18 protein-coding genes are annotated in these 18,671 nt (G+C 65.8%); 11 read left to right on the forward strand and 7 right to left on the reverse strand.

From position 1 onward, the window contains the following. Window positions 1–41: 41 nt before the first annotated feature. The 3 genes from NUW87_RS05875 to NUW87_RS05885 are packed head-to-tail and all read right to left on the reverse strand — an operon-like array spanning window position 42 to window position 4,172. On the reverse strand, window positions 42–1,433 hold the full coding sequence (locus NUW87_RS05875) for an exonuclease domain-containing protein (protein WP_269027669.1): 1,392 nt from the start codon (window positions 1,431–1,433) through the stop codon (window positions 42–44). After that, the gene (glgX, locus tag NUW87_RS05880) at window positions 1,433–3,601 is read right to left on the reverse strand and encodes a glycogen debranching protein GlgX (RefSeq protein WP_239217211.1); all 2,169 of its coding nucleotides are present in this window, start codon (window positions 3,599–3,601) and stop codon (window positions 1,433–1,435) included. The genes NUW87_RS05875 and glgX overlap by 1 nt, the downstream gene beginning before the upstream one ends. 22 nt (window positions 3,602–3,623) lie before the next feature. Further along, entirely contained in the window at window positions 3,624–4,172 is a 549-nt protein-coding gene (locus tag NUW87_RS05885) for a TetR family transcriptional regulator (protein ID WP_269027670.1), read from the reverse strand. Between the two features lie 236 nt (window positions 4,173–4,408). On the opposite strand from NUW87_RS05885, the gene NUW87_RS05890 reads away from it, so the two are divergent. After that, window positions 4,409–5,131, forward strand: a complete 723-nt coding sequence (locus NUW87_RS05890; RefSeq protein ID WP_239217209.1) for a nuclear transport factor 2 family protein — start codon at window positions 4,409–4,411, stop codon at window positions 5,129–5,131. Between the two features lie 53 nt (window positions 5,132–5,184). After that, window positions 5,185–5,640 (forward strand): hypothetical protein, encoded by a 456-nt coding sequence (locus NUW87_RS05895; RefSeq protein WP_239217208.1) that lies wholly within the window; start codon window positions 5,185–5,187, stop codon window positions 5,638–5,640. On the opposite strand, the gene NUW87_RS05900 is transcribed toward NUW87_RS05895, so the two are convergent. Next, a complete protein-coding gene (locus NUW87_RS05900) occupies window positions 5,641–6,687 on the reverse strand; it encodes a YbjN domain-containing protein (protein ID WP_239217207.1) in 1,047 nt (348 codons plus the stop codon). A gap of 101 nt (window positions 6,688–6,788) precedes the next feature. Here NUW87_RS05900 and NUW87_RS05905 point away from each other — a divergent pair, with 101 nt between their 5' ends. The 9 genes from NUW87_RS05905 to NUW87_RS05945 are packed head-to-tail and all read left to right on the forward strand — an operon-like array spanning window position 6,789 to window position 16,152. Continuing rightward, window positions 6,789–6,968 carry a CG2302 family histidine operon protein gene (locus tag NUW87_RS05905; protein WP_051106355.1) on the forward strand — a complete coding sequence of 60 codons (180 nt, stop codon included), beginning with the start codon at window positions 6,789–6,791 and terminating at the stop codon, window positions 6,966–6,968. A gap of 1 nt (window position 6,969) precedes the next feature. After that, window positions 6,970–8,268, forward strand: a complete 1,299-nt coding sequence (locus tag NUW87_RS05910; protein ID WP_239217206.1) for an MFS transporter — start codon at window positions 6,970–6,972, stop codon at window positions 8,266–8,268. Between the two features lie 27 nt (window positions 8,269–8,295). After that, window positions 8,296–8,925 (forward strand): type 1 glutamine amidotransferase family protein, encoded by a 630-nt coding sequence (locus tag NUW87_RS05915; RefSeq protein WP_269027671.1) that lies wholly within the window; start codon window positions 8,296–8,298, stop codon window positions 8,923–8,925. Between the two features lie 4 nt (window positions 8,926–8,929). After that, complete coding sequence (locus NUW87_RS05920) at window positions 8,930–9,742, forward strand: inositol monophosphatase family protein (RefSeq protein ID WP_269027672.1); 813 nt, start codon at window positions 8,930–8,932, stop codon at window positions 9,740–9,742. Between the two features lie 3 nt (window positions 9,743–9,745). Then, window positions 9,746–10,447, forward strand: a complete 702-nt coding sequence (locus NUW87_RS05925; RefSeq protein WP_269027673.1) for a TIGR02234 family membrane protein — start codon at window positions 9,746–9,748, stop codon at window positions 10,445–10,447. Window positions 10,448–10,491: 44 nt separating this feature from the next. Continuing rightward, entirely contained in the window at window positions 10,492–11,310 is an 819-nt protein-coding gene (locus tag NUW87_RS05930; RefSeq protein ID WP_239217202.1) for an indole-3-glycerol phosphate synthase TrpC, read from the forward strand. 17 nt (window positions 11,311–11,327) lie between these two features. Next, the gene (gene lgt / locus NUW87_RS05935) at window positions 11,328–12,296 is read left to right on the forward strand and encodes a prolipoprotein diacylglyceryl transferase (RefSeq protein ID WP_269027674.1); all 969 of its coding nucleotides are present in this window, start codon (window positions 11,328–11,330) and stop codon (window positions 12,294–12,296) included. Beyond that, window positions 12,289–13,713, forward strand: coding sequence for a pyruvate kinase (gene pyk / locus NUW87_RS05940; RefSeq protein ID WP_239217200.1), 1,425 nt, complete (start codon window positions 12,289–12,291; stop codon window positions 13,711–13,713). Before lgt ends, pyk begins: the two co-directional genes overlap by 8 nt. 18 nt (window positions 13,714–13,731) lie before the next feature. After that, on the forward strand, window positions 13,732–16,152 hold the full coding sequence (locus tag NUW87_RS05945; RefSeq protein ID WP_269027675.1) for an excinuclease ABC subunit UvrA: 2,421 nt from the start codon (window positions 13,732–13,734) through the stop codon (window positions 16,150–16,152). A 316-nt stretch (window positions 16,153–16,468) separates the two neighbouring features. Here the strand turns inward: NUW87_RS05945 and NUW87_RS05950 are convergent, their stop codons facing one another. Genes NUW87_RS05950 through NUW87_RS05960 form a run of 3 tightly spaced genes read right to left on the reverse strand, consistent with a single transcriptional unit; the run spans window position 16,469 to window position 18,553 of the window. Then, window positions 16,469–17,464 (reverse strand): hypothetical protein, encoded by a 996-nt coding sequence (locus tag NUW87_RS05950; protein WP_269027676.1) that lies wholly within the window; start codon window positions 17,462–17,464, stop codon window positions 16,469–16,471. An 11-nt stretch (window positions 17,465–17,475) separates the two neighbouring features. Beyond that, on the reverse strand, window positions 17,476–18,111 hold the full coding sequence (locus tag NUW87_RS05955) for a hypothetical protein (protein ID WP_269027677.1): 636 nt from the start codon (window positions 18,109–18,111) through the stop codon (window positions 17,476–17,478). Between the two features lie 10 nt (window positions 18,112–18,121). Then, complete coding sequence (locus tag NUW87_RS05960) at window positions 18,122–18,553, reverse strand: hypothetical protein (protein ID WP_269027678.1); 432 nt, start codon at window positions 18,551–18,553, stop codon at window positions 18,122–18,124. Window positions 18,554–18,671 lie beyond the last annotated feature (118 nt).

Here is an 18,671-nt window from a genome sequence, read left to right on the forward strand (position 1 = left end):
GCAGCCGCACCCGCCCCGGTTCCCTAGGGGCCGAAGTTTTTTTAAAACGGCGGCTGCTCGTCTAACCCCAGGGCCTCAAGCAGCTGGTCGGCCTGCCAAATCTGGATGTCCTGGCCTTTGTCCTTCAGCTCGCGGGCGCGTTTTTCCTTCGAGGTCACCGTGGCCCATTCGCCCACCACCAGTACGGTAGTCTTCTTCGTCACGTTCTTGCCCACCTGCGCGCCCTGCTCGGCGATCTTTTGCCACAGCTCGCCCTTGTCGTGCGGCTCAAACTCGCCGGTCAGCGTGACGTTTTCGCCGTACAGTGGCGCGTTCGGATCTGCGTCCGGGTTCGGCTCCGGCACAGTGTCTGGGGTGGCCACGGACTGCCAGGGGCGCTGGGGACCTTTGTTTTGCTGCGTCCGCTTCGCCGGGCCCGCTTGATTAGAGCCCTGCGGCGCCGCCGATGCTGCAACCGCAGCGGCAACTCCGCCCTGAGCCGCCTTTTCCGCCTGCATCGCGCGGCCCGCGCCGGAGCGGTCGCGCAACACCGGGGTCACGCGGGCGGCGTCAATCGAGCCGAGCGTGAAGCCCGAGTCGTGCACAAAGCTCATCAGGCTGCCGGTGTGGCCAGCCCGGCGCGCCAGGCCTACCATCACGCCGGCGCAGGCCGCGGCATCCTCGCAGGCGTCGTGGTGGTTGTCCAGCGTGATGCCGAAGTGCGCCGCCAGCGTAGGCAGGCGGTGGTTGGCCACATCCAGCTTGGTGGCGCGCGCCTGGGCGAGCGTGCAGGCGAACAGCATCTGCGGCACCTCGACGTCGGAGGCTTGGCAGGCGTCGCGCAGCGCGGAGGCGTCGAACTGGGCGTTGTGCGCCACCAGAGGCAGATCGCCGACGAACTCGGCCATCTTCGGAATGCAGTCGCACACGTCCGGCGCGTCGGCGACGTCTTGCTCGGTGATGCCGTGGATGGCCACGTTGCCCTCCTCGAACTGTGCGAGAGACGCCGGCGGCTTGCACAACCACGATGCGCGGTCGACTTCCTCGCCGTCAACTATCTTCACCAAACCGATTTGGCAAATCGAGCCCCAGCGGCGGTTCGCTGTCTCCACGTCGAAGCCGACGAAGGAAAAGCCAGGGATGCCAGCGCCGCCGGTCACGGTGCCGGTTGCAGGGGCGTGGCCGTGCTGTGCGTCGTCGAGAAGCTTGCAAAGCTCGGCGGGGCCCTCCTCGTCGCCGGGGGCGAACCAGACGGCCACAGTGCCGCCGGCAGTGTCGATGTCCACACGCGGGCGGGTCCACGCGTCGCCCGGGACGGAGGTGGTGCCCGAGATGTCGGCGATGGCCACCTCGCGGGAGTTGCTGCCGCCGCGCAACGAGGCCGCGAGTGCGGTGGGAGTGAGGGTCAGTGCCTCGTTGGTCACGGTCAACGTTGCGCCGTGCGCGGTGATCATTACTGGCTGGCCTCCGAATTTCCTTCGCCTGCGGGTGGTTGGGTGCGGCGCAGCACCACGGTGGAACGTTGGCCCACAGTCACAGCCGCGCCGGGCTGGACCGGCTCGGCATTCTCGCGCACGCCGAGCGCTTCGGTGGTGTCCACGACTACCTCCCACTCGTCGCCGAACTCGGCGTCCGGCATCGTGAAGTCGATGTCTTCGTAGTGGGCGTTGAACATCAACAGGAAAGAATCGTCCACCACGCGCTGTCCGCGCGCGTCCGGCTCGGCGATAGCTTCGCCGTCCAAGAACACCATCAGAGCACGCCCGAACGGGGTATTCCAATCGTCCTGCGTCATCAGCGTGCACTCGGGTGTCAGCCACGCGATTTCGCGGCCGTGCTCCTCGTCGCCCAACGCGCCGCCGGCGAGAAAGCGGCGGCGGCGGAACACCGGGTGGTCGCGGCGCAGCTCAATCAGCCGACGGGTGAAATCGTGCAGGTCGGACGCTTCCTCGAGTCTGGACCAGTCCATCCAGGCGATCTCGTTGTCCTGGCAGTAGACGTTGTTGTTGCCGCCCTGGGTGCGCGCGATTTCGTCGCCGTGGGCGAGCATCGGGGTGCCCTGGGACAGCAGCAGGGTGGTCAGGAAGTTGCGGCGCTGCCGCGCCCGCAGGTCCAGCACCTCCGGGTCGTCCGTCTCGCCCTCCGTACCGCAGTTCCAGGAGCGGTTGTGGCTCTCGCCGTCGCGGTTGTCCTCGCCGTTGGCTTCGTTGTGCTTGTCGTTGTAGCTGACCAGGTCGTTGAGGGTGAATCCGTCGTGGGCGGTGATGAAGTTGATAGACGCGGTGGGGCGCCGGCCGTTGTGCTGGTACAGGTCCGACGAGCCGGTCAGCCGCGAGGCAAACTCGCCGAGGGCGGAATCCTCGCCGCGCCAGAAGTCGCGCATGGTGTCGCGGTACTTGCCGTTCCACTCGCTCCACAGGGCGGGGAAGTTGCCCACCTGGTAGCCGCCTTCGCCCACGTCCCACGGCTCGGCGATGAGCTTGACCTGGCTGACCACGGGGTCCTGCTGCACCAGGTCGAAGAAGGTAGCCAGGCGGTCCACGTCGGAAAACTCGCGGGCCAGGGTGGAGGCGAGGTCGAAGCGGAACCCGTCCACGTGCATGTCCGTGACCCAGTAGCGCAGCGAATCCATGATCAGCTGCAGCGAGTGCGGGTAGCGCACGTTGAAGGAGTTTCCGGTGCCGGTGTAGTCCATGTAGTGGAACTTGTCGTCGTCCACCAGCCGGTAGTACGCCTCGTTGTCGATGCCGCGGAACGCGATGGTCGGGCCCATGTGGTTGCCCTCGGCGGTGTGGTTGTACACCACGTCCAGGATGACCTCGATGCCCGCCTCGTGGTACGTGCGCACCATCTGTTTGAACTCGGCCACCGCGTCACCCGGCGCGGTGGAGGAGGCGTAGTTGTTCTCCGGGGCGAAAAAGCCGAACGTGTTGTAGCCCCAGTAGTTGCGCAGGCCTAGGTCCCGCAGGCGGTCATCCTGCAAAAACTGGTGCACCGGCAACAGCTCGATGGCGGTGACGCCCAAGTCCTTGAGGTAATCCACCATCACCGGGTGCGACATGCCGGCGTAGGTTCCGCGCAGGTCCTCCGGGATGCCGGGGTGGGTCTGCGTCATGCCCTTGACGTGGCACTCGTAGATGACGGACTCGCCCTCCGGGATCTTCGGCGCGCGGTCATCGCCCCAGTCGAAGAACGGGTTGATCACCACGGACAGCATCGTGTGGCCCAACGAGTCCTCCTCGTTGCGGCCGGTGCCCGGCTCGTCGGCGTGCACGTCGTAGGAAAACAGTGAGGAGTGCTGGTCGAATTCACCGTCGAAGGCGCGCGCGTACGGGTCCACTAACAGCTTGCTCGGATCGCAGCGTTTGCCGTTGTGCGGATCCCACGGCCCGTGCACGCGGTAGCCGTAGCGCTGGCCCGGGCTCACTCCGGGCAGGTAGGCGTGCCAGACGTGGTTGTCCACTTCCTCCAGCGGGATGCGGGTCTCCGCCCCGTCGTCATCGATAAGGCAAAGCTCCACCTTCTCCGCGACGCCGGAGAACAGTGCGAAGTTTGTGCCTGCGCCGTCGAAGGTGGAGCCCAGGGGGTAGGAAGAACCGGGCCAGACGATGGTCTCACTCATGGGGTCACAGCTTAGTGCCCCCTCAGGCACTTCGCTTTAGGCCGTCGAGCAGGAAGGCCACCGCCGCGGCGTGATCGCCTGCGCCGTCCGACTCCGCAGGCGCGCCGGTGGCCTGCGCCAGCTGCGCGGCGGATTGCTGCACCGCCGCGTCGCCTAAGGTCAGTCGCAGCAAGCCTCTGGCGGCGATGCGCACATTGCTTTCCGACGCCGCTTCGCCCAGCCACGCCCTCACCGATGCGGCGAACCTGGTTTCCAACTCCTTTTGCACCTGCGAGCTGGGCTGGCTCACCGCCGCGACGACGACCTCCGCGCCGTCGCGGGTGGAAAGCAGCGCTTCGCGCAGCTTTCGGCTCAAACATGCGGGGTCCGGCAGGGGGCCGTTGATAAGCACCTGCACAATCTCTTCCGCCATGGAGGCGATGAGTTCCTGCTTGTTGGAGATGTGCCAGTACAACGCTCCGGGCGCGACCGAAAGTGAGGTGGCTACCCGGCGCATGGACACGTCCGCGAGTCCGTACTCGGCGAGGATGGCCAGCGCCGCCTCGGTGATGCGCTCACGGGTTAATTGCATTCCTCCAACATAGACGCACAACGGTCACCTGCGGCCGAAAAGGCTCTACGCGACCTCACAGAAACCCTCCAGAATGCTTATATAGATGTCCAACGAGTGCAACAGTGAGTAGTTGGTACTATTTCTGAATGGATCTTCACCGCGACTGCATGTGCTGATACCGAAAAACACAGTCGCGGGTGCCAGCCCGCACCGAATTTCCGGGCGGGTCCGACAACGAGAGGTACAGGTATACCGTGAAGTTGCAAACGAAGAAGGGCTTGGCAGTGACGACGGCGGCGCTCGCCCTCGTACTCCCGCTCACCGCGTGCGGGTCCGACGATGAAGGAACCTCCGGCGGTCTGTCCACCGCCGCCGAGGCGCCTGAGGCGTCCGCCGCGAACTCTTCCACGGAAGCCTCTGCGGAGAAGTCCGAAAAGTCCGAGAAGTCTGAAAAGACCTCGAAGACTTCCGAGAAGGAAAAGAAAAAGGAAGACAAGTCGGACGACAAGCAGAAGTCCAACCAGGCACAGGGTGGCGAGGAGCAGCCGCCGACACTGGTCAACCCGTTTGAAAACGGCATGCCGGAAAACACCAATGAGCCGTTGGCCAACGGTGAGGAAGGCAGCGAGGACGACCGCCGGGAGATGGAAGATACCGCCCGCGCCGTGCTCAACCCGGGTTCGTTCGCGGACTGGACCCCGACCATCTTGGAGAACTCGTGCAAGGCCGTGACCGAGCCGATGCTCGAGGAGCTTGAGCGCCAGGGCATGAGCCTGGAGCAGGTTCAGGAGGCCAGCCGCCTCGCCGAGGAGCAGGGCCAGGGCATCGAGCTTCCGGAGACGGAGGTTAGCCTGGACGACGTGCGTATCGACGGCGACCGCGCGTCGGCGAGCCTGACCGCGAAGAGTGAGCACGGCGAGGAAACCTCGACCATGATCTTCCAGAAGGAAGACGGTCGCTGGAAGCTGTGCAACTAAACCGTAGATCCGCACTGAGCGCCGGAGCTGGGCTCCTGGCGCTCGGTTGCGTTTTGGGCATCCTCGGCGGCGGGGCGTGGGCGCTTGTGCGTCCCGCATACATCGGCGTGGTTGAAGGCGGCGGGCTGCGGGTGGACCAGGCGGAAAGCCCCGCCAACGCAGAATTCGCAGGCTTCGGCTCGTTCGCTCTGCTGACAACTCTGGCCGGTGTTGCGGTGGCGGCGGTGGCGCTGTTTGCCGCGCAGCGCGGGAAAGTCCGTGGCTCCGTGTCCTGGCTTATCTGGGCCGGAATCGTCAGCGCGGTAGCCGCTGTGGCGCTCTACATCTTCGGCGGCTGGTTCGTGGGACTTATGCACCCCCTGCCGTCGCCCGAGGCGCTTTCGGACGGCGACACGTTGACCATGGTGCCGCCGGTGCGACCAGGTGTCGCCTGGGCGGCGGGCCCGTTTGCGGCGGTGCTGGTGTACTGGACCGCCAACCTTTTGGCCTACACCAGGCAAGAGCGTTAGTCAGCGCCTGCCGGGCCAATCCACCACCGACTGGCCAGCCGTCTGCTGGCTGACGTGGTCGATGGCCGCCAGGCACGCCGCCATCGCAGAGATGACAAATTCGCTGACCTGCTCGGGCGCGGCACCCTCAGCCACGAGCATGGTGGACTCGGCGTGCATGTGGGCGGTGCCGTCGAATTCGTGCAGGTAAGCGGCCGTGGCGCACGTGCGCTCGTTGACGTCGTTGCACACCAGCCACAGCGGCAAGAACGCGTCGAGGGCGTCGCGGCCGGTGTCCCACATGCCTGTTACGCGGGCGTAGCGCGGTCCCGGTTCGCCTTCGATAGTCAGCGCGAACGGCACGCCGTTGACACCGGTGGCGATCACGCCCTCCTCACCGACCCCGTAGCGGAATTCCAGCTGCTCCAACGCGTCGGTGAGATCGCTCACGCCCACCGGCGCGATCTCACCTGCGGGTCCTTCCACTTCGCGGTAGAGCTCCGGTGCGGTGGACACCTCCTGCCGCCCGCCGCGCGGCAAGTGGCGCAGCAAGGGATGCCGGCCCAGCAGCAGGTCGGTGTCCTGGGCGCGCATCAGCTGCGGTGGCAGGGGCTGGTCCAGGCCCGCGTCCAAGAATCGTTCGCGCAGCCGCCGGTAAAACGCGGCAGCGTGCTCGAGCGTGTCTACTAATTCGGCGGCCAGTTGATCGTCGCTAAGCCCATGCTTAATGTGCACGCCGCGGCGCATGCGCGCGCACAGATCCCCGGACTCCATCAGACGGTAGCTCGCCCACGGGCCAACCCGGTCGTGGTTCCAGGTATTGATGAAGCGGGCGAGCGCCATCGCATGCTCGAAGTCGGTGGGGATGCGCTCCGCAGTGTCAATGACCAGCGCCATTGGGCGCGAGTAATCCACCCACAGGGCCACGGTGAAAGCGTGCGCGCCGATGACCACGCGGTCCGGGCGCACCAGCGGTTCGAAGCCGAGGCCTTCCAGCAGTGCAGCGACGCGCTCGAGAGTGACCTCGCCGGGGCGCTGACGGCCCGCCGGTGCAGCGTGCTTTCCCATACAGCGAGCATAACGCTCACTGTGAAGGCAGCATCCATGGATTCCTACGCAGCGTCTACAATGACGGCCGAATCGACTTGGTTGCGAAGGAGGTCTTTGCGGTGTCCGCTGTCGGGAATCCGATTTTGGTGGTGGTGCTCAGCCTTGTGGCGGGGCTTCTCGTCGGCGGAGTCTGGTCCAGCTATCAACGCGGAGCACCCCGTGCATTTACCGCGGTGCTTGCGCTTCTAGCTGTCATGGCCCTGCTCTTCGCAGCCCTCGCGCTTATGGAGGTGATGTGAGATGGCATGGTCCAAACAGCCGCTGACCCGAGGGGAAGTTGAATCGCTGACCAACGTGTGGCGCGCCCGCGGCCTGATCCCGGTTCTTGTTGCGGTGGCCTCGGCCTTCGCGGCGTGGGCGTTGCTGCTGCCTGTGGTCCCCACAGCCGTGATCGACGCTGGCCAGCCAGCCTCCCTGGCAGGGCTTTCCACCGGCGTGTTCATGTTCGCCACCGTGATCACCCAAATTTTCACCCCAAAGGCGCTGAAGACGTTCGGCTTCGGCTGGGTGCTGGCCATCTCCTCGCTGCTGCTGGGCATCCCGGCGTTCGGCTACATGCTCGGCATGGACGCCGTACCGCTGTTGACCGTCAGCGCGATCCGCGGCATCGGCTTCGGTGCGCTGTCCGTGGCGGAAGCCGCCATCATCGCCGAGCTAGTCCCGCTGCGCCTGCTGGGCAGCGCCACCGGCATCTTCGGCATGGTCGTGGGCCTGGCGCAGATGGTGGCGCTGCCGTCCGGCCTGGCGTTGGTGGACAAAATCGGCTACGACGCGGTGTACGTGATCGCCGCCTCTATCGGCGCGGTTTCGCTGGTGGCCTGCCTGGCTATCCCGCCCATCCCACCGGCGGACCCGGACGCTGAAACGCAGCAAAGCGTGCGCGTGCCCATGTGGCACCTCGCGCTCGTGCCGGCGCTCGCCTTGATGTTTGTCACCACCGCATACGGCGCGATCACGAACTTCCTGCCGGTGTCCATGCGCGAGCTCGACCCGGTGTCGGGCGCTGCGCTGGCGGGCGTGATGCTTGCCGTCCTCAACTTCGCCGCGATGGTCGCGCGCTACGTCGCCGGCCGCATTATGGACCGCCGCGGCTACCCGGGCTCCGTTATCATCCCGTGCCAGATCATCGCCGCTGTCGGTGTGGCGCTGATGGCCATGATCTTGTCCATGGAGCTGCCCGCGTGGACCATGCTCATCGCCGCGCTGTTCTACGGCGCCGGCTTCGGCGGAGTGCAAAACGAGGCGCTGACGATGCTGTTCTACCGCCTGCCGCGCCACAAGACCTCGGAGGCCTCCGCGATCTGGAACATCGGCTTCGACGGCGGCACCGGCTTGGGTTCCACGTTCTACGGCATGTTGGTGGCGCAGATGGCGTTTGCCCCGGTGTTCGGCATCGCGTCTGCCGTGATCACCATCGGCCTGGCAATTACGCTGCTGGACCGCCAGCTGGGCCGCCACCGCGTGGTGGAAGTGAACAACCTGTCCGCGCGCCTGAAGTCGGTGCAGGTGCCGCGGCCCTACCCGCGCAAGCGCCAGTAGGCAGCGCGGGGGCTACACTACGCACCTATGAGCGAGACAACCTCCAGCCCGAAAACTGCCGCTGTTGCGGTGTTCGACCCGTTTGCGGGCGCGGATCCCGCAGTGACGGCGCTGCACGCTGCGTTGCGGGCTGAAGGCGTGGACGCGGAGGTTACCTCTGACCCGGCGAGCGCCGTCGCCGCGGATGGTCTCGTTATTGCCGCCTCCGTTGATGCCGCCGAGGCGCTGCGGGCTCTGCGCAAAGCCCAGGCGGACCGCGTTGTGGGGCAGCGCCTCGCCGGTTCGCGCCCGGTGCTTGTGGTTGGTGTCGCCATGGACGCGCTGTTCGAGCGCGGCGCGGATGGCGCGGTTGGGTTCGGGGAGTGGCCGGGAGGCGTCGAGAAGCTTGATGCCCCCGTTGAACGCGCGGAGGTTGCGCCTGCGCAGGGTTCGCTGATGCTCGACGGTGCGCAGGAATTCGAGTTCAACGCTGCCACCGGCGCCCGCAACTTTGAGCTGCAAGAGGACGAGTTCATCGCTTACCCCAAGCTGAGCTGGGCGGGCGAGGTGCTCGCCGCGGTGGAAAACGGCCCGCTGTGGGCGACACGTTTCCACCCTGAGGCTTCTGGCGAGGCTGGCGCCGGCGTGCTGCGAAACTGGATCGCCCAGCTGGGGTAGCGCGATGACGGATGTGACGGAGCTGATGGGGCACCTGCAGGCCGCGGAGGCGGCGGTTGACGCTGCCCGCGAGATCTTCGTCAACGAACTCGGCGCCGCGCCCGCCCTGCACAAAGGCTCTGGCGACTTCGCTACCGCCGCGGACCTGGCGGTAGAGGAGCTGCTGCGCGACAAGCTCACCGGCGCGACCGACATCGGCGTGTTCGGTGAGGAACAGGGCGGCGAACTGGACCAGCACGCTTGCTGGGTGGTGGACCCCATCGACGGCACGTCGAACTATTCCACCGGCAACCCCAACTGCGCGATCCTGGTCTCTCTGCTGGTGGAGCGGCAGCCGGTGGTGGCGGTGGTGGACGCGCCGCTGCTGGAGATGCGCATGACAGCCATCGACGGCGAGCCGGTGCACCTCAACGGCGCGGCGCTGCCGCCGGTGAGTGCTGCCTCGTCCGCGCCGCACGTGGGCGTCGGCTCCCTGCACTCCCGCGACCACAGACGCATGCCGACCAGCCAGCGTCTGGACCTGGCCGGCGAGCTGGCCCGGGCCCACCTGCGTCCGCGGATTTCCGGCTCGGTGGGCATCGACCTCGCGTTTGCGGCCCAAGGTATCTACCAGGCCGCGGTGAGTTTCTCGCCTCACGTGTGGGATAACTCCGCGGGCATCCTGCTGGCGCGCAGCGCGGGAGCGGTGGCCACCGCCGGCGACGGCACGCCGTGGGAGCCCGACAAGGTTGGGGCAGTGGTGGGCACCGCCAAAGCCCACGCCGCGGTGATGGAGGCGCTGCAAACGGTCCAAAAAGATGCGGGCGAGGAGGCTTAACGCATGACTACAGCTGCACAACCTGATAAGAAGGCCGCCCGCAGAGGGGCGGTCGCACTTGGCGTCGCGGGCGCGCTGACCTGGATCAGCTCGCGGATGGATTGGGTGCGCGCGGAATTCGTCGACGACATCTCCGGCGGCGGCGAGGCAAGTGTCAACGGTGCGGACTGGTCCACGGAGACCGGCGCCATTGCGGTGCTGCTGATCGCAGGGATGGTCGCGGCATTTGCTTTACGACGTCTCGGCCGCCGCGTCATCGGCGCCATCTGCGCAGCGGCGTCCGTGGGCCTGGCGGTGCCGGCGGTGCGTTTGCTGGTTGGCGGGGCGGACCCGGAGCGTGTGCACGTCCTGCTCACGGCGGGCGCGGACGAGGCGCAGCAGGGCAGTTCCGCGCCGGCGATCGCGCAGTGGGCGGAGATCACCTCCGCCACGACACTGGTGGCCGGTCCCGGGTTGGCGCTCGCGGCGGCGGTGCTTGGCCTGGTCGGCGGTGCGCTGCTGGTCGCGCGGCCGGGCGAGGATTCGCCGCGGCAGAACAAGTACGAGAAGGAAACGGTGCGCCGGGAGAAGGTGCGCGAGGACTTGGAGGAGGACCCCCAGTCCGGCCGCGTGCTGTGGGACGCGATCAGCGCAGACATCGATCCGACCGACCCGCGCGGCGGCGGGGGCGGACCGGATTTCCGATCCTCGAAGTCCACCCGCTAGCCTTATCCCTGACAGGCCAGGCCCCTTGCAACTGGGAGGTAGCCATGCCGGCACCGAGCACACTCGACGACGTCGTCGCTGGTGTGCTTCGCGACGTTGCCAAGCGTGAGGCCGCCGTTTCCTTCAAAGAGATCAAAGCGCGCTCGCGCGATATGGCGCCGACCCGGGATGCCCGGGCGGCGCTTTTGCGTCATGGCTGCAGCGTGATCGTGGAGATCAAGCGCAACTCCCCGGTCTTCGGACCCACCGGCGCTGGGCTTGCCAGCATCGAGGCGCTGGCCCAGAACATCGAAGCGGGCGGCGCCCACCTCATCGCGTGCCAGACGGAGCGATTGCGTTTCGACGGCTCGCTGGCAGACATGGCCCAGGCCAGGGCGGCGGTGGAGCTGCCGATGATGTGCCGCGACGTGATCGTGGACCCGTACCAGATCCACGAGGCGCGCTGCTACGGCGCCGACGCCATCCCGCTGCAGGTGGGCATCTTGGACCAGGCCCGCTTCGAGGCGCTGTTAGACCGCGCCGAGTCCCTCGGCATGGCCGCTGTGGCGGAGGTACGCACCCCGGAGGAGGCGGACCGAGCGCTGCGCGCGGGCGTAACCGTTGTGGCGGTGAACTCCTGGACTTTCGACACCAACAATTTGAACCGCAACGCCTTCGCCGAGATCGCGCCCGGTCTTCCCAGCGAGGTAATCAAAATTAGTCTGGGCGGTGTGTCCACCCCGCGCGATCTGATCAACGCAGCCTCCTGCGGCGCGGACGCCGTGCTGGCGGCGGAGGCCGTCATGGCCGCGGGCGATGTGCTCTCGGCGACGCGCTCGCTGGCCACCGCAGGCCAGCACCCCGCGTGCCCGTCGCGACGCTAAGTGGCACACTGTTTGGCGTGCAAACGCTGAATTTGGCTAACATCCCGTCGCCGCCGCAGGGCGTGTGGCACCTCGGTCCCATCCCCATCCGCGCCTACGCGCTGTGCATCATCACCGGCATCGTTGTCGCGATGGCGATTTCGCTGCGCCGCTATAAGGCGCGCGGCGGCGACCCGGAGACGGTGTGGGACGCGGCGATTGTGATCATCCCGGCCGGCATCATCGGCGGGCGCCTCTACCACGTGATCACGGACCACCAGAAGTACTTCGGCGAAGGCAAAAACCCCTGGCAGGCCTTCAACATCACCGCAGGCGGCCTTGGCATCATCGGCGCGGTTGCGCTCGGCGCTCTGGCGGTGTGGGTGATGATGCGGCGCAAGGGGCTGCCGATTGCGCCGCTTGCGGACGCGATCGCGCCGTCGGTGATCCTCGCCCAGGGCATCGGACGGTTGGGCAACTACTTCAACCAGGAGCTCTACGGTGCGGAGACGAATGTGCCGTGGGCGCTGGACATCTACTACCGCGTGAACGAAGCCGGCCAGTACGCCCCGCTGACGGGCCGCTCCACCGGCGAGGTGATCGCGAGCGTGCACCCGACGTTCCTCTACGAGCTGATCTGGAACGTGGCGGTGTTTTTCGTGCTCATCTGGGCGGACCGCCGCTTCCGCCTCGGCCACGGCCGTGTGTTCTGGCTGTACGTGGCCGGCTACACGCTGGGCCGCTTCTTCATCGAGTTCATGCGCCGAGACGAGGCGAACCTGATCCTCGGCCTGCGCGTGAACACGTGGGTGTCCGCCATCTTGTTCATCGTCGCCGTGGTGATCTTCTTCATGCTGCGAAACGGCAGGGAGACCCCGGAGGAGGTGGACCCGGAGTACAACCGAGCGCCCACGGCAGACTCCCAGGATGGGGAGTACCGTGGGGCGCCGAAGAACACGAATGACAGCGACAATACCGAAGACAGCGAGGTTGGTACACGTGGATAGAAGGACAAAGATCGTCTGCACCCTCGGCCCGGCTGTAGCCAGCAAGGATGCGATTTTGGGACTCGTGCGCGACGGCATGGACGTGGCGCGTTTGAACTTCTCGCACGGCGACTACCCGGACCACGAACAGAATTACCGCTGGGTCCGCGAGGCCACCGACGAAACCGGCCACGCCGTGGGCATCCTGGCGGACCTGCAGGGCCCGAAGATCCGCCTCGGCCGCTTCGAAGGCGACGGCAAGACCTACTGGGAAACCGGCGAGACCGTCCGCATCACCGTGGACGACGTCGAAGGCACGCACGACCGCGTGTCCACCACCTACAAGCAGCTCGCCCAGGACGCGAAGCCGGGCGACCGCCTGCTCGTGGACGACGGCAAGGTTGGCCTGGTCTGCACCGAGGTTGACGGCAACGACGTGGTCTGCCGCGTCACCGAGGGCGGCCCGGTGTCCAACAACAAGGGTGTCTCGCTTCCGGGCATGGACATCTCCGTACCGGCGCTGAGCGAGAAGGACAAGGCTGATCTGCGCTTCGCCCTGGAGCTCGGCGTGGACATTATTGCCCTGTCGTTCGTGCGTTCTCCGGCGGATGTGGAGCAGGTCCACGAGATCATGGATGAGGTCGGCCGGCGTGTGCCTGTCGTCGCCAAGCTCGAAAAGCCCGAGGCTGTGGACGCGCTGGAATCCATTATCCTCGCGTTCGACGCAGTGATGGTCGCCCGCGGCGACCTGGGCGTGGAGATCCCGCTCGAGCAGGTCCCGGCAGTGCAAAAGCGCGTGATCCAGATTGCGCGCGAGAACGCCAAGCCCGTGATCGTCGCTACGCAAATGCTCGACTCGATGATTGAGAACTCGCGCCCGACGCGCGCCGAGGCGTCTGATGTGGCCAACGCGGTGCTTGACGGCGCGGACGGCGTCATGCTCTCGGGCGAGACGTCTGTGGGCGTGGATCCGCACAACGTAGTGCGCACCATGAGCCGCATCGTCCGCTCCGCCGAGACCATGGGCAGCGTGCCGCCGCTGAACCACATCCCGCGCACGAAACGCGGCGTGGTGTCCTACTCGGCGAACGACATCGCCGACCGCCTCAACGCGCGCGCGATTGTCACGTTCACCACCTCGGGCGACACCGCACGCCGCGTGGCGCGCCTGCACCCGGACCTGCCGCTTCTGGTGTTCACGCCGGTGCAGCAGGTGCGCTCGCAGCTGGCCATGACGTGGGGCGCGGAGACGTTCCTGTGCGAGGAGGTCCACAGCACCGACGACATGATCAAGGTGGTGGACCGCCAGCTTTTGGCAATGGAGGACTACAAGGAGGGCGACACCATGGTCGTTGTCGCGGGCACCCCGCCGGGTGTTGCGGGCACGACGAACACCATCCATGTGCACCAGCTTGGAGAAGACACGCGCAACCCCTAAATAGTTAGGCTGGTGGGCATGCCTGGAATTGAAGTTCGCGACGCCCACCTGCACAACCTCCGCAACGTGGATGTGGACATCCCGCGCGGCACACTCGTCGCAGTGACCGGAGTGTCCGGCTCCGGCAAGTCCTCGCTCGCGTTCGGCACCATTCACGGCGAGGGCCAGCGCCGCTACCTCGAATCGGTCGCGCCGTTTGCCCGCCGCCTGATCGGCTCCGCGGTGGACCCGCAGGTCGGCTCGGTGGAGGGGCTGCCACCCACGGTGGCGCTGGAGCAGTCCACCTCCGGCGGCGGCGCGCGCTCGACCGTGGGCACCGTCTCCGCGCTGTCCAACAGCATCCGCCTGTTGTACTCACGCGCGGGCGACAACCCGAAGGGGCTGTACTCCGACTCGTTTTCCCCGAACACGACCGAGGGCATGTGCCCGACGTGCCAGGGCACCGGCGTGGTGCACGAGCCCACCGAGGAATCCATGGTGCCGGACCCGACGCTGTCCATCGAGGACGGCGCCATTAAGGCCTGGCCCGGTGCCTGGGCGGGCAAAAACTTCCACGACATTCTGGCCACCCTGGGCTACGACCTGGATTCGCCCTGGCAGGACCTGCCCAAGGAAGACCGCGAGTGGATCCTGTTTACCGAGGAGCGCCCCGTGGTCACCGTCAAACCCCTGCGCGGCGAGGACCAGATCCAGCGCAACTACAAGGGGACGTGGCGCTCCGTGGCGTCGTATTTGACCAACACGCTCGCCGAGACGCAGTCCGATACCCTGCGCAAACGCGTGCTGTCCTACATGGAGTCGCGCGTGTGCGAGACCTGCCACGGTCGCCGCCTCAACCCGGAGGCACTCAAGGTCACCTACGCAGGGATGCCTATCGACGAGCTCGGCGCCCTGCCGCTGGACCAGGTCTACGAGGTGCTGGCAGCGCAGGAACCGTCCGAAGGCTCGGCCGAGGACCTGCTGCTCAAGCAGATCCTGCCCGCCCTGCAGTCCGCGCTCGACCTGGGCCTTGCGCACTTAAGCCTGGACCGCCCCGCGCCGACGCTGTCCGCCGGCGAGCTGCAGCGCATCCGCCTGTCCGCCCAGCTGCGCTCTGGCTTGTTCGGCGTGGCGTATGTGCTGGACGAGCCGTCCGCCGGCCTGCACCCCGCCGAACGCGGCGCGGTACTGGACATCTGCCGCCGCTTCATCGACGCCGGCAACTCCGTGCTCTTGGTCGAGCATGACATGGAACTCGTCGCCCAGACCGACTACCTCGTGGACGTCGGCCCGCTCGCCGGCGAACGCGGCGGCGAGGTGGTGTATGCCGGTCCCACCAGCGAGTACACCGGCGACGCACCCACTGCGAAGGCGTTGGCGAACCGGGCACTTTCGCTTAACGACGACCCCCGGTCCGCCACCGGGGAACTGTCTTTGGACGGCGTTTCGGCCCGCTCCATCGAAGGGCTGGACGTGTCGTTTGGGATGGGCCAGTTCACCGCCGTGGCGGGCGTGTCCGGCTCCGGCAAGTCCACGCTGGTCAGCACCGTGCTCGCCGGAGTGCTGCGCGAGGCGGCGTCCACCGTCGTCGATGAGGAGGACGAAGCCGCTGATGGTGCCGGGGCAGGGGAGGCCGGATGGAACGTCGATAAGCAAGAAGGCTTCGACACGGTGAGCCGAGTCGTGCAGATCACCCAGAAGCCCATCGGGCGCACTCCGCGCTCAACGCTGGCGACGTACACCGGGCTCTTCGACGGCGTGCGGAAACTGTTCGCCAGCACCGACGAGGCGAAGCGGCGCAAGTGGACCGTGTCGCGCTTCTCTTACAACGTGAAGCAGGGCCAGTGCCCGACCTGCGGCGGCGCCGGCAAGATCGAGGTGGAGCTGGTGTTCCTGCCTGGGTCGTACACCACCTGCCCGGACTGCGGCGGCGCGCGATACAACGACGAGACCCTCGAGGTGACGTGGGAGGGCCTGACCATCGCGGAGGTGCTGGAGCTGACTGTCGATGAAGCCGCGGACGTGTTCGCCGACGAGCCCAAGATCCTGCGCGCCGTGGAAACAATGCAGGCCGTGGGGCTGGGCTACCTTCGGCTGGGCCAGGGCGCGCCGGAACTCTCCGGCGGCGAGGCGCAGCGCATCAAGCTGGCCACGGAGTTGCAGCGCTCCCGCAATTCGCGCCGGGGACACACCGTGTACTTGCTGGACGAGCCGACTACCGGTTTGCACCCGGCCGACGTTGCTCTGCTGGTGCAAGAACTCAACAGCCTGGTCGACGCAGGCCAAACCGTGATCGTGGTCGAGCACGACCTCTCCGTGATCGCACAAGCCGACCGCGTGATCGAGATGGGCCCGGGCGCCGGCGCCGAAGGCGGGCAGATCGTCGCCACCGGCACCCCGGCGCAGCTGGCCGAGCGCGATACCGCGACCGGGAAGGTGCTCGCCGAGCGGTCGGCGTAGGTCGCTGTCGGTGGGGACTATGCAGCTGCATAGTCCCGGAGTCGTCGGTCGCTATACTTCGTAGGTGTGGGCGCCTAAACGAAACGTGCAAAAGTCGACAATTGGTACGTTCGTTCAGTTTTGAGGGTGCAGGTCAGAAGCTTATAAGCATTGACGCATGTAAATTCGTACAAACTCGAGTTGGCAAGAGGGCTCGCTTGACTATGCAGCGGCATAGTCTCCCGGACCGAATCCACTATGCAGCGGCATAGCCGCGTGGGCTCACTTCGCTATGCAGCGGCATAGTTTCTCTGGGGGGGGGGTGATTCACCGGTAGCTAGTCGTCGAACTCGATGCCCGCTTTCTCTGCCTGGTTGATAAGTTCTGCGATTTCTGCGGGGGATTCAGCGACTTTGGTGAGTGTTGCCTGCGCTTTGTCGACGTGGGCGGGGTCTCCGTAGACGCCGATGCCGTCGCCTTCTGGGTCGAGCTGGAGGTTGGAGTCGATGCGGTCGGCTGATTGGAGGTAGCGCGCTAGTCCTTCGAGGAAGTAGCCGTTGGCTTCGTGTCCGGTGGCGGCGATTGCCTTGTCGAGTTCTGAATCGACAATCACTTGGACGTAGACCGAGTGTTGGCCTTCGAGTTCGCCAGTCGAGGCGTCGATTTCCACCTTGCGCATTTTCAGCCCGGTCGGCGTTTCCGTTTCTTCGGCGTCGTGGTCGATGTCCTCGTCTGGTGGGCTTAGCTCTGTCGGTATGTCCAAATCGAGGTGGTAGCAGCGGTATTGCTCAAGCCACAGATCCAGGAACCCGAGCGGATAATACGTCCAGGGGATGAGCTGATAGGAACGTTCTTCTTTGGTGGCAGGGCGAACTCCTGCCCCTCCGATCCACATCTCGATGTCCCAAGCAGTTGGGTCGACGCTTTCGATGTTGAGAGGGATCTCACCTTTCAAATCGTATGGAATGTACGCCGGCGGTCCCGGGCGGTACACATCCCCGCCTACGGCGACCTTCTGAGGGTCGAATCCGCTTGGAATGTGTTCTACCTTCCCGTCGCGGATGAAGGGGCCACCCTTACGGAATGCACTCTTCAGCAGTGGGAATGGAGGAATGATCCAAGGTGATTGCTTCCCGGTGTCGGCGGAAAGACCGAGCACCGCTAAGTTTTCAGCCGTGCGGGGTACGCCGACCAAAGAGGCGCCGCCGATTCGGTGTTTCGCTTCGTAGACGTGGACTTCAACGTCACCGTCATCCGTCGGCATGCGCAGACGCGTGTTGTCGGACGGGCGGATCGCCTTCATCGATTTGTCGAATTGCATGAAGTATGTCATCGAGGCACTCCTTAGTCGTCTTTCCAGATGCGCAGCAGTTGGTTTTCGGTGTAGGCGAAGTCAGGGTCGACCGCCTCGATCGCGTTGGTGAGACGTTCCTCCCACTGCCGCATGATTTCGGTGCCGGTTGGTCCGATTGGTCCGTCCGGATATTCAACTGCGGCTTCGAGCACAATGCCGGCAACTTCGATATCGGGGCGTACCCAATTGCGTCCGTCGCTGACTTCCAAAAAGGCGCGACAACCTGCGAGCGCCTTGTTTGGATCTTCGAGTGGTGCTTCGTGGTGCAGCACCGCGGTGGCCCAGTGGTGCATGGCGAGAAGCTCGTCGCTTGCCGACGGCGCTTCCGCCTCCTCAACGAACCGGTACAGATCCAGCGGAGAATACTGCGCTGCGTCGTAGGCCTTAAGCAGCATCACCGCCCAGAGGGCGACGGGGGAGTCGGCGAGCACGTTTAAGGCTTCCTTGCCGGGGATGCTGCGGGAGGTGCTGTAATTGCGCGCGAGTGGGGCAATGACAGCCACGTGCGTTTCTGCGTCGTTGGACTCGGACAGGATTGCTTTGGCTTCCTCCCATGTTAGGTCGGGTATTGGTGGGGGTTCGGTGTCGGCGAGGTACTGGTCGAGGGGGATTGTGGGCGAGGACATGGCAGCACTCCTATTTCTTCTTGGGTTGGTAGTAGTGGGGGTCTTGGTCGACTGTGCGGGTTTGGAGTCCGCGGGTGTCGAAGTTGGCTTTGAGCCAGTCCACAAACTCGGAGGTGTAGTACTGGTCCATCCACAGGTCGGGGTTGTCGGGTGAGGTTCGGATTCGGAACACAGGGGCTTGCGGTGTGTCTTCGTGGAGGTTGAACGCGCGGAAGCCGGTGTAGTCGCCGTACTGGCTCGTGAACGTGCATTCGGCGATGCGAGCACCCTGCTGGTTGAGAGCGTCTCGGATCGCGGAGGCTACATCGGGTGGAGCGATGAGCATGCCGATGGATTCGGTGAGGCCGTAACGCGGGTAGGGGGAGCCATCCGAGTCGAAGCAGCTTTCCAACACGTCGAAATGCTGACCGTCGATTGTGTCGAAATGCGGGGCTTCTTCCATGTCCAAAATGGAGATCGACGGGTCGAATACAAAGACCGCCGGAGGGTGTCCGATTCTTTGTGTGCGGGGGCTTGGTTTACAAGTAGTCCGCGAATCGGTCGGGGTAAGCCACGGCTAG

Origin of the sequence: Corynebacterium pilbarense, assembly GCF_026930265.1 — a bacterium.
Taxonomy (GTDB): domain Bacteria; phylum Actinomycetota; class Actinomycetes; order Mycobacteriales; family Mycobacteriaceae; genus Corynebacterium; species Corynebacterium pilbarense.

Bases quoted from the DNA above. Each gene is read 5' to 3' on its own strand.
- NUW87_RS05875 (WP_269027669.1), bottom strand. From the start codon at position 1,433: ATGATCACCGCGCACGGCGCAACGTTGACCGTGACCAACGAGGCACTG.
- glgX (WP_239217211.1), bottom strand. From the start codon at position 3,601: ATGAGTGAGACCATCGTCTGGCCCGGTTCTTCCTACCCCCTGGGCTCC.
- NUW87_RS05925 (WP_269027673.1), top strand. From the start codon at position 9,746: ATGACTACAGCTGCACAACCTGATAAGAAGGCCGCCCGCAGAGGGGCG.
- NUW87_RS05920 (WP_269027672.1), top strand. From the start codon at position 8,930: ATGACGGATGTGACGGAGCTGATGGGGCACCTGCAGGCCGCGGAGGCG.
- NUW87_RS05950 (WP_269027676.1), bottom strand. From the start codon at position 17,464: ATGACATACTTCATGCAATTCGACAAATCGATGAAGGCGATCCGCCCG.
- NUW87_RS05900 (WP_239217207.1), bottom strand. From the start codon at position 6,687: ATGGGAAAGCACGCTGCACCGGCGGGCCGTCAGCGCCCCGGCGAGGTC.
- NUW87_RS05915 (WP_269027671.1), top strand. From the start codon at position 8,296: ATGAGCGAGACAACCTCCAGCCCGAAAACTGCCGCTGTTGCGGTGTTC.
- NUW87_RS05945 (WP_269027675.1), top strand. From the start codon at position 13,732: ATGCCTGGAATTGAAGTTCGCGACGCCCACCTGCACAACCTCCGCAAC.
- NUW87_RS05955 (WP_269027677.1), bottom strand. From the start codon at position 18,111: ATGTCCTCGCCCACAATCCCCCTCGACCAGTACCTCGCCGACACCGAA.
- NUW87_RS05885 (WP_269027670.1), bottom strand. From the start codon at position 4,172: ATGCAATTAACCCGTGAGCGCATCACCGAGGCGGCGCTGGCCATCCTC.
- NUW87_RS05930 (WP_239217202.1), top strand. From the start codon at position 10,492: ATGCCGGCACCGAGCACACTCGACGACGTCGTCGCTGGTGTGCTTCGC.
- NUW87_RS05910 (WP_239217206.1), top strand. From the start codon at position 6,970: ATGGCATGGTCCAAACAGCCGCTGACCCGAGGGGAAGTTGAATCGCTG.
- NUW87_RS05960 (WP_269027678.1), bottom strand. From the start codon at position 18,553: ATGGAAGAAGCCCCGCATTTCGACACAATCGACGGTCAGCATTTCGAC.